The sequence below is a fragment of the Bremerella cremea genome (assembly GCF_039541315.1).
Taxonomy (GTDB): Bacteria; Planctomycetota; Planctomycetia; order Pirellulales; family Pirellulaceae; genus Bremerella; species Bremerella cremea.
The window spans coordinates 2349505-2363884 of the sequence record NZ_BAABFZ010000003.1; the positions used below are offsets into that span (position 1 = coordinate 2349505).

General features: G+C 56.4%; 17 protein-coding genes. 12 read left to right on the forward strand and 5 right to left on the reverse strand.

Going from position 1 to position 14380, the window contains the following annotated elements; genetic code table 11:
• Positions 1–171 precede the first annotated feature (171 nt).
• Complete coding sequence (locus tag ABD890_RS11740) at positions 172–1722, forward strand: sigma-70 family RNA polymerase sigma factor (RefSeq protein WP_373356121.1); 1551 nt, start codon at positions 172–174, stop codon at positions 1720–1722.
• 126 nt (positions 1723–1848) lie between these two features.
• Entirely contained in the window at positions 1849–2274 is a 426-nt protein-coding gene (locus ABD890_RS11745; RefSeq protein WP_345089139.1) for a hypothetical protein, read from the forward strand.
• 176 nt (positions 2275–2450) lie between these two features.
• Here ABD890_RS11745 and ABD890_RS11750 read toward each other — a convergent pair whose 3' ends face one another.
• On the reverse strand, positions 2451–3437 hold the full coding sequence (locus ABD890_RS11750) for a hypothetical protein (protein ID WP_345089142.1): 987 nt from the start codon (positions 3435–3437) through the stop codon (positions 2451–2453).
• 222 nt (positions 3438–3659) lie between these two features.
• On the opposite strand from ABD890_RS11750, the gene ABD890_RS11755 reads away from it, so the two are divergent.
• The 8 genes from ABD890_RS11755 to ABD890_RS11790 all read left to right on the forward strand — a co-directional run bounded on the left by ABD890_RS11755 (position 3660) and on the right by ABD890_RS11790 (position 9074).
• A complete protein-coding gene (locus ABD890_RS11755; RefSeq protein WP_345089145.1) occupies positions 3660–4931 on the forward strand; it encodes a polysaccharide pyruvyl transferase family protein in 1272 nt (423 codons plus the stop codon).
• A 59-nt stretch (positions 4932–4990) separates the two neighbouring features.
• Positions 4991–5506 (forward strand): TM7S3/TM198-like domain-containing protein, encoded by a 516-nt coding sequence (locus ABD890_RS11760; RefSeq protein ID WP_345089148.1) that lies wholly within the window; start codon positions 4991–4993, stop codon positions 5504–5506.
• 315 nt (positions 5507–5821) lie between these two features.
• Entirely contained in the window at positions 5822–6301 is a 480-nt protein-coding gene (locus tag ABD890_RS11765) for a tetratricopeptide repeat protein (RefSeq protein WP_345089151.1), read from the forward strand.
• 29 nt (positions 6302–6330) lie between these two features.
• The gene (locus ABD890_RS11770; RefSeq protein WP_345089154.1) at positions 6331–6849 is read left to right on the forward strand and encodes a hypothetical protein; all 519 of its coding nucleotides are present in this window, start codon (positions 6331–6333) and stop codon (positions 6847–6849) included.
• A gap of 9 nt (positions 6850–6858) precedes the next feature.
• Positions 6859–7287 carry a hypothetical protein gene (locus ABD890_RS11775; protein ID WP_345089157.1) on the forward strand — a complete coding sequence of 143 codons (429 nt, stop codon included), beginning with the start codon at positions 6859–6861 and terminating at the stop codon, positions 7285–7287.
• Positions 7288–7292: 5 nt separating this feature from the next.
• Positions 7293–7721, forward strand: a complete 429-nt coding sequence (locus ABD890_RS11780; protein ID WP_345089160.1) for a hypothetical protein — start codon at positions 7293–7295, stop codon at positions 7719–7721.
• A complete protein-coding gene (locus ABD890_RS11785; protein WP_345089163.1) occupies positions 7714–8151 on the forward strand; it encodes a hypothetical protein in 438 nt (145 codons plus the stop codon). Before ABD890_RS11780 ends, ABD890_RS11785 begins: the two co-directional genes overlap by 8 nt.
• 50 nt (positions 8152–8201) lie before the next feature.
• Positions 8202–9074 carry a class I SAM-dependent methyltransferase gene (locus tag ABD890_RS11790; protein WP_345089166.1) on the forward strand — a complete coding sequence of 291 codons (873 nt, stop codon included), beginning with the start codon at positions 8202–8204 and terminating at the stop codon, positions 9072–9074.
• On the opposite strand, the gene ABD890_RS11795 is transcribed toward ABD890_RS11790, so the two are convergent.
• Together ABD890_RS11795 and ABD890_RS11800 are read right to left on the reverse strand one after the other, a co-directional pair.
• Complete coding sequence (locus ABD890_RS11795) at positions 9007–9768, reverse strand: hypothetical protein (RefSeq protein ID WP_345089169.1); 762 nt, start codon at positions 9766–9768, stop codon at positions 9007–9009. The genes ABD890_RS11790 and ABD890_RS11795 overlap by 68 nt on opposite strands.
• Before the next feature lie 14 nt (positions 9769–9782).
• On the reverse strand, positions 9783–10526 hold the full coding sequence (locus ABD890_RS11800; RefSeq protein WP_345089172.1) for a hypothetical protein: 744 nt from the start codon (positions 10524–10526) through the stop codon (positions 9783–9785).
• A gap of 221 nt (positions 10527–10747) precedes the next feature.
• Between ABD890_RS11800 and aroE the strand changes: the two genes are divergently transcribed.
• The gene (gene aroE / locus ABD890_RS11805) at positions 10748–11596 is read left to right on the forward strand and encodes a shikimate dehydrogenase (protein WP_345089174.1); all 849 of its coding nucleotides are present in this window, start codon (positions 10748–10750) and stop codon (positions 11594–11596) included.
• Between the two features lie 94 nt (positions 11597–11690).
• Here aroE and ABD890_RS11810 read toward each other — a convergent pair whose 3' ends face one another.
• Both ABD890_RS11810 and ABD890_RS11815 read right to left on the reverse strand, forming a co-directional pair.
• The gene (locus ABD890_RS11810; protein WP_345089177.1) at positions 11691–12254 is read right to left on the reverse strand and encodes a superoxide dismutase family protein; all 564 of its coding nucleotides are present in this window, start codon (positions 12252–12254) and stop codon (positions 11691–11693) included.
• A gap of 199 nt (positions 12255–12453) precedes the next feature.
• Positions 12454–13044 carry a DUF1990 domain-containing protein gene (locus ABD890_RS11815; RefSeq protein WP_345089180.1) on the reverse strand — a complete coding sequence of 197 codons (591 nt, stop codon included), beginning with the start codon at positions 13042–13044 and terminating at the stop codon, positions 12454–12456.
• Positions 13045–13144: 100 nt separating this feature from the next.
• Here ABD890_RS11815 and ABD890_RS11820 point away from each other — a divergent pair, with 100 nt between their 5' ends.
• Complete coding sequence (locus tag ABD890_RS11820; RefSeq protein ID WP_345089182.1) at positions 13145–14077, forward strand: NAD(P)H-binding protein; 933 nt, start codon at positions 13145–13147, stop codon at positions 14075–14077.
• Positions 14078–14380: the final 303 nt, after the last annotated feature.

Genomic DNA, 14380 nt, shown 5'->3' on the forward strand with positions numbered 1-14380 from the left:
ATGGCAGTTGTCCATATGTTTGGTGGTAGACTTGCGAAGTTTTTCCTCGCAATGAATGCCGCATAAAAAAACATGTGGAATCGGCGGGATGACCACCAAAACTTTTCCCGTCACCCATGGGTTAAACCAGAAGAACACCGGCCTCACTTTGGCGAGTGAAGGAGTGATATGTTGTACGATTCGTTGATTGACGATTTCGAAGATGATGATGCTCGTGTACGGCCCCGTAGCTTCGACGATGCTGCCGTCGATGTGATGGATGATTCCGATGACGAGCGAATGATAACCACGGACGATATGTCGAACGATTCGGCAGATGATTCGTCCGATGAGTTCAGCGAGGACAGTGAAACCTGGTCCGATGACCCGGTCCGTATGTACCTCACGCAAATGGGCGAGATTCCGTTGCTGACCCGCCAGCAGGAAATCTTCCTCGCTCGCAAGATCGAACAGACCCGGGCCAAGTTCCGCCGCCTGTTGTTGGAGTGCGACTATGTCGCCCAGGACTCGTTCAAGGTCCTCCAGCGCGTGCAAGATGGCGAACTGCCGTTTGACCGTACCGTTCAGGTCTCGGTCACCGATCGCCTCGAGAAAGATCAGATCATGGGCCGTATGCCGGTCAACCTGATCACGATCGACAAGCTGCTCAAGCGTAACCGCCGCGACTACATCCTGGCCCTCAGCAAGTCGGCCTCGGCCGAGAAGCGTTCGGCTGCCTGGAAGCGTCTTGGGCACCGCCGTCAACGCGTGGTGAAGCTGATCGAAGAACTCGGTCTGCGTACCCAGCGAATTGAAGCCAAGATCAGCGTGTTGGAAGAATTCTGTCGTCGTGTCAACGAGCTGAAGGCTCGCCTGGACGACCACAAAGAAAACAACACCCCGATGGAAGATCGTCAGCCACTGCTGGCTGAATACCGCAACCTGCTGATGGCGACCCAAGAGACTCCCAAGAGCCTCAACCGTCGCTGCCAGGCCGTCAAAACGATCTATTCGGAATACCAACAGGCCAAGCGAGAACTTTCCGAAGGGAACTTGCGTCTGGTGGTTTCGATCGCCAAGAAGTACCGGAACCGCGGTCTGAGCTTCCTCGACCTGATTCAGGAAGGCAATGCCGGCCTGATGCGTGCGGTCGACAAGTTTGAATACCGCCGTGGTTTCAAGTTCTGCACCTACGCCACCTGGTGGATTCGCCAGGCCATTACCCGTGCCGTCGCCGATCAGAGCCGTACGATTCGTATCCCGGTTCACATGGTCGAAACGATGTCGCGCGTCCGGAATGTGGCTCGTCAGCTGCTGCAGGAAAAGGGTCGCGAACCTACCATCGAAGAAACGGCTCGTCGTGCCGGTACCACGGTGGAAGAAGCTCGCCGCGTGCTCGCCATGAGCCGCTACCCGATCTCGCTCGACCGCCCTGTCGGTAACAGCGAAGACAGCCAGTTCGGCGATCTGCTTCCCGATGGCGAAGCCGAAAGCCCAGCTAACGGTGCTGCTCAGGAAATGCTGCGTGGTCGCATCGGTCGCGTGCTGAAGACCCTCAGCTACCGCGAACGCGAGATCATCAAGCTTCGCTACGGCCTGGGCGATGGTTACAGCTACACGCTGGAAGAAGTCGGTCACATCTTCAAGGTGACCCGCGAACGTATTCGCCAGATCGAAGCGAAGGCCGTTCGTAAGCTTCAGCAGCCTAGCCGCAGCCAGGACCTGGTTGGCTTCCTCGACTAAGACCCACCACGGGTACTTTCGAAATTCAGAAGGCCGGACTTTCGAGTCCGGCTTTTTAATGCGCGGTTGGTGATGGGGATAACCTGTCGAAAAGCTGTCGAATCCTTGTCGATGAAATGTCAGTCGATGTCGATAAACGATCCCAACTCGTCCGATTCGCCCGAGCACACCAACCCGTTTGCCTCGCCGCAGCAGCTCGACTCTGGCCCGATCACCTGGCCAAAGATCGATCCGGTTTGGGCCCGGAGGCTGACCTTCGCGGCCGGCACGATCGAGATGCTCGGCTACTTCCGCTATGGCATCGTTCCCGCGGCGCTGGGGTTCATGACGATCAACTTTGCGGCGATCCTGGCGGGACGCTTTCCCACGATCCCTTACCTCTCTGCCTTCTACCTGGCGATCGCAACCTTCCTGCTGTTTGCAGCCTATCAAGCGGTCGACTTCCACTGGATCGAACTGGTCCTGCTGGCAATCGCGGCCCTGTTGAATCTGACCAGCATCGTCATCCTGCTGCTCCCTTCCACACGAAGCTTTTACCGCGAAGGGAACTAAGTGGGGCGCTGCTAGCACCCTCGATCCGCTGGAATCCAAATGGGGATAACTTGTCGATAGGGCGTTGGGTTCCTGTCGGTAAGCTGTCAGTAGCCTGTTGCTAGCACGTCGATCGTTTGTCGACAGATGTCGATAACGAAGTGCGCTGGCCCTAGAAAGCGGGCAGAAACGAGTCGCTAGTCCTTGCGAATATCGTCGACATCGATGCCCGGACCAGGGGCCATCGAGAAAGTGACATCAGCCAGATTCCCATCGAACCGGGCCGAGGCCAATCGACAACGGTCGACAGTGCTGACGGTTTGCTTCCCATCTGGGTCGACGCCGAAAGTCGTCAACGTCCAGCTTTCCGCCAACGGGGTTCCGTCAGCCTGGCGCTTGTACTGAACCGTAAGGCGCGAAGTCTCGGTTCCCTCATGAAATGCCGAGCGTCGTATCGGTAGCCATGCATAATCGGGCGATAGCCAGTGTTCCCAGGTCGTCCGCTGCGATGGCAACCGAACGATATGCAGGTCGCCCAATTGCTCTGGACCAGCTCCGACATAACGGAAGGCATCGGCGGCCGGAGCCATCGACAAGTTTGTATGCTTCAGCGAACCAATCGGCAGCAAGCCATGATTCCAGAACAATGGAATGTCGATTGCCCGCACGATGAGTTGCGAGCGTTTCTCCCCTCGCAACACTAGCCTTGGCTGCCAATACCGAGCATTGGCCGTCTTGCCATCAAACGCATGCCGGGCCGGGTAATACTGCTGGTACTCTTTGCCGTCGAACAAGTCGTGCAGGGTCTCGGTCTCGAAGCGTCGATCCGAAAGGTTAAACAGATCGCGCGTCGCTTCCCGGCGGATCCGTGGCCGCGTCAGATCGATGGCATACTTCACCTGACGCCCAAAATGATAGTCTGCGACCGGGATCAGGTTTCCATCCTGATCTTGCAAACCATGTCGATGAACGATCCCCTTGCCGGTCACCTCGTACTGCGCCGATCGGTATCGAGATTGAAGCTCTCCCCACGCGGCGATCGCCTCGGCCACGACCCGTTCGCCTGGCTTTGAATCCGCCGGCTGCGGGTCGTCTGCCTTCAATGAAGAGGCAACGGAATGCGAAATTCCCACCGCGGCGGTTGCCGCCAGGCCTTGCAGCCATCGTCGTCGACTCGCATCCATGGCGTTCCCTTTCGACTTGGTGGTGGACCGGTATCCCTTTGATCTTGTCATCTTCAAAGATTGTCTCGCCAGAAGCAACCTCGAACGAAAATGGCAATCCATTGGTGCCCTGGTCGCGAATTGGTATGGCGAAGAGGTCGCAGCTATAATGAGCGGTTCAGGCGCGCTCGTTCGGCCTGGCCCCTCCCCTTCTGCATCATCCCTCAAGCATCCCACGAATTCATGAAGCGACGCACCTTTCTTCGTACAACTGGTTTGGCCAGCCTTGGTCTGGCACTACGATCCACCTTCGCGGAAGGAGCCTCGCGTCCGCCTCGTATCTTGCTGCGATCTTCCTGGCAAACCGTCAACATCGGCGACATCGCTCACACGCCAGGCGTCCTGCGAATTCTGCGAGACCATCTTCCTGAAGCGGAAGTCACGCTATGGCCGTCGTACATCGACAACGGTGTGGATGAGCTTCTGCTGACCGAGTTCCCCAAGTTGAAGATCGCCAAACGCGGCAGCCCGGAACTGAAACAGGCCTTCCAGGAATGCGACTTCCTGCTCCACGGTTCTGGCGCTTCGATTGTTGCCGAACGCGACCTGATTCAATGGGACCAAGAAACCGGCAAGCCGTATGGGATCTATGGAATCACCTTCCCGCGGAAGACTTCGACTTCGACCTCGGCTCGTTCCGAAGCAGCAATGCAGAAGTCAGTTGAAGTACTGAACAAGGCTGCCTTCGTCTATTTTCGCGATGGCAAGTCGCTGGAACTGGCCCAGAGCTTGGGAGCCAAATCGCCGGTGATGGAGTTCGGTCCCGATGGCGCGTTCGCCTGCGATCTGCGAGATGCCGATCGAGCGGAAGCGTTCCTCAAGCAAAACAACCTGGAAGAAGGCAAGTTCCTCTGCTGCATTCCACGCCTTCGCTACACCCCGTACTGGACGATCAAAGAGAACGCCAAGTTCGACGAAGCGAAGCATGCCCGCAACGAAGAAATGAAAGAGCACGATCATGCTCCACTACGGGACGCGATTGTTGAAGTGATCAAGCAGACCGATTTGAAGGTGCTGGTTTGCCCGGAAGATCGCACGCAAATGGCGGTCGGCAAAGAGATGATCTACGACAAACTGCCGGCCGAAGTTCTCGATCGTGTTGTCTGGCGGCCTGACTATTGGCTGACAGGAGAAGCAGTCAGTGTCTATATTCGCAGCGCCGGTTTGTTCGGCAACGAGATGCACTCGCCAATCATGTGCATCGGACATGGCGTGCCGGCGGTTGTTTGCCGCTGGGAAGAGCAGACCACCAAGGGCTACATGTGGGAAGACATTGGCCTGGGTCAGTGGCTGTTCGATCACGATTCGCCGAAAGACCAAAGTCGAATTGTGCCGACGGTCCTCGATATCGCCCAGAACCCTGAAAAGGCAAAGGCGATGGCTGCCCAGGCAAAAGCATTTGTCGAAAAGCGTCAATTGGCGACAATGCAGACATTGAAAAAAGCGTTGGCCTAATAAACCAACCGTTGCCCTGGCGAAGACAACCTCCCTTAACTGTCACGGAGAATGGAATCATGGCGTGGATTCATGCGGTCTTGGGAGTCGTGTTGCTGTTCTTCGGACGCTCGTTGTACTGGGCGTTCGTGGCGGTGGCGGGCTTTCTCGTTGCATGGGAGTTTGCCGCATCCGCTTTCTCCGAACTGCCAGACATGATGCGTCTGCTGATTGCCATCGGTGTTGGCGTGATCGGGGCAGTCATTGCCTTGATTGCCCAGCGAGTCGCCTTCGCGCTGGGGGGTGCCTACGCCGGCGCTTACCTGGCGTTGGCGTTCGGACAAAACGCTTCGCCCGAAACGGCACCGATGCTGTGGATTCTGGTCGGAGGGATTATCGGAGGGGTCGCCGCCGCGATGTTGATGGACTGGGCGATCATCATTCTGTCGAGCCTTGTGGGAGCTTGGGCAATTGTGGCAACACTTCCGGTCGCCCCTCCCCTCGCGATGCTCGCTTTTCTCGTCCTATTTGCCGTAGGTGTCGCGGCGCAAGCCAATGGTTTACGCCGCACGACCGGTTTACAAGAGACCGTCTAAAACCAGCGTTGGTCCCTGATTTTCTCGTGCGAAACGCTGGTTTGCCACCGTGGAAAATCTCTCGATAGCCTGTCTGTCGTTTGTCGATGCATTTTCGCGTCTGGCAGACTTACGTCGACAACTGGATGGGGATAACCTGTTGGCAATTGGTCGGTAACCTGTCGAAATCACGTCGATAGGCTGTCATTAACTGGTTGATAGAATGTCAGCCGATGTCGATAACCGGCCGAGCTCGTTCTTCTGCAGCCTCGGCGGCAAGCTGATATAACAGGAAGAGACCTCGTCGAATCCCTTCTCTGAAAAGGCCGCTGGCTGATGTCGATCGAAGCAATGCTGGATGCCGCGAAGACAGGCAATGTCAAAGCTCAGATGACGCTAGGGGTCTGTTACGACATTGGAAAACATGTCGATCGTGACCTGGAGCAAGCTGCGTACTGGTATCGCCAGGCAGCCGAACAAGGTTTTGCTCCGGCCCAATTCAACCTGGCCGAAATGCTCCGGGAAGGAGCCGGCGTCCAGCAGTCCGCCAGCGAAGCGTTTCACTGGTATGAAAAGGCGGCCATTCAGGGAAACGGCAAAGCGATGTACAACGTCGCCATGATGTACGTTTCGGCTGAAGGAGTCGAAGCGAACAACTTGATGGCCTACGCATGGTTGTCGGTCGCCCGGGGCACCGATGCCGAGTCGGTCGAACAAGCCTTGGCAATCGTTGCCAAAGGGATCGGATCGCAGACGGAAGATGGCGATCGCATTGCCGACGACCTTCGCAAGAAGATCGCGATCCATACTTCGTAGCCGATCGACAGGAAGAACTAGAACCACGCATGAGTCAGCCTCCCGACGCGAATCCGTTCACCTCGCCGCATGGAGACAACCAGTCGCCGCCCGAGATGTCGTCGATGCCGGCTGGTCTGGCGATGGCAGTCTTGTTGGGCATGTTGCTGACGCTGCTGCAGGTGCTCGAGTTCTTCGTGATTGGTTATCACAGCACGGCCCAGCAGTTCAGCTTGTTGCTGGGGGCAATCCTGACGTTGGCGATCTCGTCGGGACTACTTCGCCACAGCAGTTCGATCTGGGCGATCGCACGGTACTACTTTCTGTTTCATGGCATGACCGCCACTGGCTTTTGCCTGATGGCTTTTTTCTATCTGAAGCCGATGCTGGCGATTGGTTCCGGGCTGATTCAAGCGGCGTTCTGTGTCGCTATTTTTCTGGCCTTGGGAAACAGTCGTGTGCGACAATACCACCTCTTGGAATGCCCGGCGTGTCATCACATCAACTCCGGTGGTGACGATTTACTGTGCCTTCAGCGACGCTGTGTCCGGTGCGGCTTTCGCTGGTAACAATCGTTCATGCCTAATTCGACGCGACAAAATCCGTTTCAGTCTCCCAAGACCAGTTCGGAAGAGATCCAATCCGAAAACGACGTCGCTGCGCAGAAGGCAATGCCAACACTGGTCGCGATTATCTGGATGCTGTATACGATTGTCGGATTCCTGCATATCGGCGTTGGCCTGGTCGAAGGCAACATCCTGCAGGGAATCGTTGGCTGCGGAAGCTGTTTGATCGGCTTTCTCGTTTTGTATCCGTCGATCATCGCCTGGCTGGGCGGCATTGGCTATGCCACGCTGATGGCCGTTCTATCGGTTGGCGTGGTGACCGCTGGCTATGTCGAGAACTCGATGCTGCTGGTAATTGGTGTGCCTCCCCTGGTGATCTACCTGGCCATCATGGTGTTATTGATTCAAACGTCGACGCACTATTACTTGCGCCGGAGATAACTGCAGTGGAAGATCCGGAAGACAATCCGTTTCAATCCCCCCGCGAACCCTCGACGAACGTCGAACCACCCACCGAAGAACCTTGGCGAACCATTTCTCCACTGCTGTTTGCGGCCTGGTTCTTATGCGTGTTGATCTCATTCGCTCACTTTACCTTCGCCCAGGTCCGTCAAAGCGGGACCCATGGACTGCTGTGCTTTATCATCATGGCGACCGGTATGCTGCTGTTGATCGTGCCAGGTCGACTTTGGATCTGGTTCAGCATGATGGTCTGCTTCGGGATCAGTGCGTTTCTCGCGGCATGGGTTCCGTGGCAATGGATGCAAGGTTCTACGCGGGACCTGGTCTGGGTTGTGTTCGCTGGGGCGTACTTGATGGCCGGCACCGTGTTGGCTTATGAAGTCAAACGGCTGTTGGATTCCGACCATGGATGAGAATCCGTATCAATCGCCGGCGACTGAAACCAAACCGCCGCCCGTCCTGTATACCCGTGGCTATCCAGAAAGCATCCTGGTCGCTCAGCTTTGTGGTTTGTTGATCGGATTGCTTCAGTTCAGCGAAGCGTACAAGAACTGGGGTTCCAACCACTTGTTCGCGATCAGCATGCTTTGGGCCGGTGGGATCAGTCTGTTGGCAACGCTCGCGCTGGCGATTCCCCACAAGCTGACCTCGATGGTGGTTCAGGTCTACTTCGGGATTGTTGCCTGGGTCTCGCTGATCCTCATGTTGCTGATTCTGTTCGTGTTTCCCGAAGATCAAATTCAGTTCGACATCGGGATCCTCACAATCCTTCTCGTTGTCGGACTTGGGGTGAACACGCTGCGTCCTACGGCTTGGGACTATCATCATCCGAACCCCGATTAACGCTCGATGTCGACGGCTGCTCCTTCCCGGGATCGGGCCCAGAAAGTACCATGGCAGGCAGGTTTCTTCCCTTCCCTTCCGCTGAGATCGATCCGTTGAGCAACGTTCCTTCGTCCGACAATTCGCCTGCCAAAAAGCACAACCAGGGTGCCTGGGACCGGATGGCTCGGGGTGGGCATCGATTCGCCCAGCCGGCGAAAGAAGAGGACTTCAAAGATCCGCTGAAAACGGTCGACCGCTGGGGCTGGCTTGGCGAAAGCTTGTACGGAAAACGAATCTTGTGCCTGGCCGCCGGTGGTGGTCGCCAAGGTCCGCTATATGCCGCGGCGGGTGGCATCGTCACGGTGGTCGATATCAGCGGGGCTCAGCTCGAAATCGATCGACGCGTCGCGTCTGAACGGGGTTTGCAGCTCCGCACAGTCGAAGCTTCCATGGACGATCTTTCGATGTTCGCCCCGGCCGACTTCGATATCGTCATTCATCCGGTCAGTACCTGCTATGTGCCGGACGTCGCTCCGATCTTTCGTGAAGTGGCGAAGGTCTTATGCAGCGGCGGGCTTTATATCAGCCAACACAAAACGCCCACCAGTCTGCAAGCTGACATCCAGCGGAGCGAACGGGGCTACGAACTGACCGAGCCCTATTATCGCGATGGTCCACTACCGGAAGTACGCGGAAGTCGTCATCGCGAAGAAGGAACGCTTGAGTACCTTCATCGTTGGGACCAACTGCTGGGCGGAATGTGCCGCGCCGGTCTGGTGATCGAAGACCTGGTCGAACCATTGCACGCCAAAGAAGACGCCGAGCCAGGCAGTTTTGAAGATCGCAGCAAGTACATCGCACCCTACGTGCGGATCAAGGCTCGTCGCATGGGTCAGGCATCGCCTCAGACCGAGAGTGGTGCGTTGTGGCTTCCCAGCTAGTTTTCCAGAAGCGTTGCCAGATGCGTTCTTCGTGAATCACCATCAGGCCAGCGATCAACACGAATTGCCACTGAACCAACGCGAACACCAGCAGCGGATCTTGCAGCGAAGAGACCACCGCTGCCGTCACCAATACTGAGACCAGGCCCAGCAGCATCAGCCCGACGAACGTTCGCGTGCGCTCGGTAATTGCCAACAGCCCACACCCAATCCACGCCGGTAGCAGATATATCAGTTGCGATCCGCGTTCGAGCGGAGGGATCGGCAACATCGTGACGAAGCCGCATACAATCGCCGCGACGCCGGTCAACAAAAAGCATTGAAACAGCGTGACCTGGCGATTCGTTCGATCAGCCTGCCACTGGACGAAATAAGCGATTCCGAAGCAGACCAGGCAGTACATCACTACGACGAAAAACGTGTTGATCAACGACTCAGGCACATCCCCTGAGCCGAGTCGAATAATGCGATACAGAAACCAACTTCCCCAAACCGCGATCACGGCCGAGAAGAGCATTGATTGGCTGCTTTCACGACGAACATAGCCCGACGTGACAATCGCCAGGTATCCGCTGGAAAGCCCGAACAGGACTTCAAATCCATAATAGGCTGGCGGTAAAAGAAACGCACTGATGGCAAACAGTGCGAGATAAACACCGAGAAACAGTTTCCGAATGAAGTGCGTACGATCCATCGCCTCAGTATAAGTTACTGAGGTAGCTGAGGGCCAACCGATTCTTGCCGGTCAGAAACCGCTTCGTCATTCGCGATCGCTTGAATGGCCACGATGCCGGCGATCATCAGATAAAAGCTCTCCCACGCGATGACCAGTGGCAAACGATTCCAAAGCGTCGGCAACACCCACGCCGCGACTGTCGAGATAATGAGAATCGCACCAAGGCCGATCACCAGTTGTCGCTGACGATCGATGATCGATTCCGACAACGTTAATGCGACGACCATCACCGGACAACTCCAGACCATCAAGCCTGGCAGTGCGATCGGTAGTTCTTCCCAAGGAAAGTCACTTTGCAGTACGGCAAAGCAAACAAACGTGGCCGCGGTGGTGATGGCGAAGATTGCGGAGAGCGAAAACTGAGGGCTTTCTTCCCGCGTGCCCATGCGATACATCATCGGCATGGCAACGCTAAGCAAACCGAACACGCCCAGAACGATCGTCCAGTGCAGCATCGGAATCTTATCCATCGATCCCAACAGAAAGCTGCCCATGGCCAGGCAACTCAGCATGGCAACCGACCACCAAGGCCATGCCCGGGGACTTCGTATCCAGCCGGCGGCGACCAGGCCAATCTGTCCCAGGACCAATCCCAGCATGCAGCCAAAGATGGTTGGCGATGGTTCGATCTGATGAACGTTCGCAGCGATGGCGACGTCGACACAGATACTTGCCACGGCTAATAGGGATAATAGAAAACGACCAGGAGTAATCATTCCTCCATACTGATTGGGACCAAATGAATTTTCACCTGTTCCTTCGATTGGCTTCCTAAAAAATCACAATCATAAAAGTCCGGTTGTGCGGTTTGTTTCCGTTATCCGATATCGCTTCGGTCCAGGTCCGTTCAAGGAACAACGTTGCAAAATAGGGCCACTCTCGGCAAAATTACCCCTATGACACACCCCACCCACAACCAACTTTCCCACGCTAAACCATGACCAACGAATCACTTCAGGAAATCGTCTGCTGCATGGGGCAGCCTGTGGCCGGCAATCCATCGCAGTTCATGATGGAACGCGCTTTTGCCGCGGCTGGCCTCGATTGGCGCTACCTGACGCTCGAGGTTTCTCCTGAAGATCTACCGGCTGCCGTAGCCGGGATGAAAGCGATGGGATTCCGGGGTGGCAACTTTACGATTCCCCACAAGGTGGCCGTGATTCCACACCTCAAACGACTGAGCGAAGCAGCCGAGCTGATGGGTGCCGTCAACTGCATCTACTTCGAAGAGGATGGCTTCGTGGGGGAAAACACCGACGGCAAAGGCTTCGTTTCCGCACTACAGGAAGTGGTCGATCCAGAAGGTAAGAAGATCGTACTGCTGGGTGCCGGTGGGGCTGCTCGAGCCATTGCGGTGGAGTTGGGCCTGAACAAAGTGGCGTCGATCGATGTCGTCAATCGCGATGCCGGGCGAGGCAGTGACCTGGCGAATTTGCTAAACGAAAAGGTCAGCATCGAGTCGAAGTGGATCCCCTGGACCGGTTCGCACGAGCTGCCAGAAGACGCCGACATCGTAATCAACGCGACGAGCATTGGCTTGTGCGATTCGAGCGCGATGGTTCCGGTCGAAGTCGAATCGTTTCGCGACTCGATGATCGTGGCCGATGTGATCTTCAATCCACCCAAGACGCGGTTTCTGTTGGCTGCGGAAGAAGCCGGCTGTCAGACGATCGATGGCCTGGGAATGTTGGTAAACCAAGGCGTGATCGGTTTCAAAATCTGGACCGACGTCGATCCTGATCCGACCGTCATGCGTGAAGCGTTGGAAGAGTATCTGCAGATCTAAGCAGGTCGGTTGCCACAGCGCATAAAAAACGAGGCCCCCGGAAACCGAGGACCTCGTTCGAATCATTCCGAGACGTTTTCACGTCGTCCGGACATTACTCACTTGGCTTGGCGATACCAATCACGCCGACACCGACGCGTGGACCAGCAGCACCCGATGGCTGGCTCTTCAGGTCGTCAGCCTTGGCATGCACGACCAGCGAGCGGCCGAGGATCGTGTGCAGTTTGGCACCCTTGGCCTTCACGTCGATCTTGGCTTCGCCGCTTTCGTCGGCGGTGATGTTGCCCAGGTCGCCCACGTGACTATGTTCACCAGGGGCACCATGTTCGTGCCCTTCTGGATTGTAGTGACCACCGGCGGCGGTACCGTCGGCCTTGGTCAGATCGCCGAATTCGTGGATGTGGAAACCATGTTCGCCTGGTTCCAGGTTGATCACTTTACCGGTCAGATGGATGTAACCATCTTCCTGTTTCAGCATGATCACCCCTTTCACGTCGCTGCCGCTGGTCGAAGCGAGCACGGCGACGGCCGAAGTTGGCACGTGAGCCATTTCAGCGTGGTCGGCGTCGCCATGGGCGTCTGCCTTGGCGTCGTCAGCAAGTACCAGACCTGGCATAGCCAGTAGCAGTAGCGTGAGACTGAGGATGGTCGATTTCATGTTGCGTTCATCTCCTGCAGGGATGTTGGGTCGTTCCGATCGTCGACAGAAACCTATCTGCCGACGTGTAGACTCGCGCGAAAGTCTAAGTGTATTGTTACGAATGTCTCAGACTCGTTCCACCGACCCGGAAAAGTTTGACCCACCCTTCCCAGTGCAGTGGAAAAACGCGTACACGACACTTGGGAGCTTCAGAACATCATGCAGCGTGCTGCAATTTATCGGCGACCAGTTGCTTCATCCGGGCAGCCGAATCGCGGCCAAACTGCTTCTGCAGTCTTCGCATGTAAGGATGAATCAGCCAGACCATCCAGCGTTTGGTCCGAGAAAATGCGAGGATGTCGTACCAGACGTCGCCGTTAGAATCCATTTCCACCAGAAAGCGTTCTTCTCCTGCCTTCAAATGAGCCGGCAGTGTCCCGTAAGCGAAGCCGAATCGAGGCGTGTGCATCGCGTCGTCAATGACATACACAATGCGGCAAGCGTTCATCCAATACATGCCGACCGCTTTGCCGACGATGCAGACAGTTTCTCCTTCGCGAATTGCTGTTTGGCGGGGATTGGCAGAAACCCACCCGAGGTCAAACTGTTGCCATTTCCCCAACGCTTCTTTCGCCTGGCGGAAAACCTCGATACCATGCCCCAACTTCACCCGCGTATGATCGACCTGAAATCCGCTGGGCGGAGTTGTCGCGGTCTTTCCCTGATGACAATACGTGAAATTGCGCTGACGCTGACGCGCCAGGAAATGTTCGACCGTGTTGGCATCGGGTGACGAAAAATGGAACATCGCGGTTTGTAGTAGAAGCGAAGAAACTGTTTCCGGCTTAGTCGAGGGAACCGTAGAATCGAACCTGATGCAACTTGGATAAGCCAAAAAACGAAGTTCTATGATGCCCCTGGACGATGAAACCGCCGGATCGATCCGCAAAACCGTACTCGTGACCGGTGCTACCGGTTACGTCGGGAGCCGATTGATACCGCGGGTCCTCGAAACGCACGAGGTTCGCTGCCTGGTCCGCGACCGGGGAAGGGTCCCCGCGTCGTTTCGCGATCGGATCGACACGGTGGAGGGGGACGTACTACATGCCCCCACTGCTCGCCGGGCATTAAAAGGTATCGACGTTGCGATCTATTTGATCCATGGCATGGGAAGCGGAACCGACTTCCAGCAAACCGATCGCATCGCGGCGGAAGGTTTCGCCAAGGCAGCTCAAGACGAAGGCGTTTCGCGGATCATCTATCTGGGTGGCCTTGGGGACGACAACGACCCTGGACTTTCACCGCACCTTCGCAGCCGCCATGAAGTGGGCGAGATCTTCCGAGACAGTGGTGTCCCGACGATCGAACTGCGAGCCTCCATCGTGCTGGGACCGGGCAGCTTGTCATACGAACTGATTCGTTCCCTGACGCAGCGATTGCCGATGATGATCTGCCCACGTTGGCTTTCAACACCGACGCAACCGATCGCAACCGACGATGTTCTGAGCTACCTCCACCAGGCGATCGATCTTCCAGCCGAGCGAAGTGAAGTGTTCGAGATTGGTAGCCAGGACGTGGTGACCTATGGCCAGTTGATTCAGATGTATGCCAAGGAGCGAAACCTGCGACGATTGCTGATCAGTGTGCCGCTTTTGACTCCTTATCTTTCGAGTCTCTGGCTAGGGTTGGTCACGCCGACCAGCGCCGATGTTGGCCGGCATTTGATTGAAGGCCTGCGGAACCCAACGGTCGTTCGTGACGACCGGGCCCTGAGCCGGTTCCCGCATCAGCCAATGAGCACCTCGGAAGCGATCCGCCAGGCCGTAGCCGCCGAGGGCTAGCCGGGGCCTACTTCTTACGCGGGACAAGCTCCCAACTGTCCAGATTCCAGCATTGGCCGACCTGGAAAAGATCGAAAGTGGCAAACCGGCCTGCTTCGCTATCAGCGGTGGCGGTAGCTGCCAGCGAAATAGCGTGGGCGGTTCTTGACCATTGCCAAACGTGCCGGCGGGGGAAATGTACGCGGCGACGGTCTGGATGAGGCGTTTTCGCAACGCCCGTCCTGGTTGCTCAACAGCCAGCTCGGTGGAATGAGGCGTTCGGTAAACTTTTCCTTCTGGTTAAGCTAGCTGGTAGCAACCTTT

Coding starts and splice junctions, on each gene's coding strand:
- ABD890_RS11745 (WP_345089139.1), top strand. CDS start 1,849: ATGTCGATAAACGATCCCAACTCGTCCGATTCGCCCGAGCACACCAAC.
- ABD890_RS11750 (WP_345089142.1), bottom strand. CDS start 3,437: ATGGATGCGAGTCGACGACGATGGCTGCAAGGCCTGGCGGCAACCGCC.
- ABD890_RS11755 (WP_345089145.1), top strand. CDS start 3,660: ATGAAGCGACGCACCTTTCTTCGTACAACTGGTTTGGCCAGCCTTGGT.
- ABD890_RS11760 (WP_345089148.1), top strand. CDS start 4,991: ATGGCGTGGATTCATGCGGTCTTGGGAGTCGTGTTGCTGTTCTTCGGA.
- ABD890_RS11765 (WP_345089151.1), top strand. CDS start 5,822: ATGTCGATCGAAGCAATGCTGGATGCCGCGAAGACAGGCAATGTCAAA.
- ABD890_RS11770 (WP_345089154.1), top strand. CDS start 6,331: ATGAGTCAGCCTCCCGACGCGAATCCGTTCACCTCGCCGCATGGAGAC.
- ABD890_RS11775 (WP_345089157.1), top strand. CDS start 6,859: ATGCCTAATTCGACGCGACAAAATCCGTTTCAGTCTCCCAAGACCAGT.
- ABD890_RS11785 (WP_345089163.1), top strand. CDS start 7,714: ATGGATGAGAATCCGTATCAATCGCCGGCGACTGAAACCAAACCGCCG.
- ABD890_RS11790 (WP_345089166.1), top strand. CDS start 8,202: ATGGCAGGCAGGTTTCTTCCCTTCCCTTCCGCTGAGATCGATCCGTTG.
- ABD890_RS11795 (WP_345089169.1), bottom strand. CDS start 9,768: ATGGATCGTACGCACTTCATTCGGAAACTGTTTCTCGGTGTTTATCTC.
- ABD890_RS11800 (WP_345089172.1), bottom strand. CDS start 10,526: ATGATTACTCCTGGTCGTTTTCTATTATCCCTATTAGCCGTGGCAAGT.
- aroE (WP_345089174.1), top strand. CDS start 10,748: ATGACCAACGAATCACTTCAGGAAATCGTCTGCTGCATGGGGCAGCCT.
- ABD890_RS11810 (WP_345089177.1), bottom strand. CDS start 12,254: ATGAAATCGACCATCCTCAGTCTCACGCTACTGCTACTGGCTATGCCA.
- ABD890_RS11815 (WP_345089180.1), bottom strand. CDS start 13,044: ATGTTCCATTTTTCGTCACCCGATGCCAACACGGTCGAACATTTCCTG.
- ABD890_RS11820 (WP_345089182.1), top strand. CDS start 13,145: ATGATGCCCCTGGACGATGAAACCGCCGGATCGATCCGCAAAACCGTA.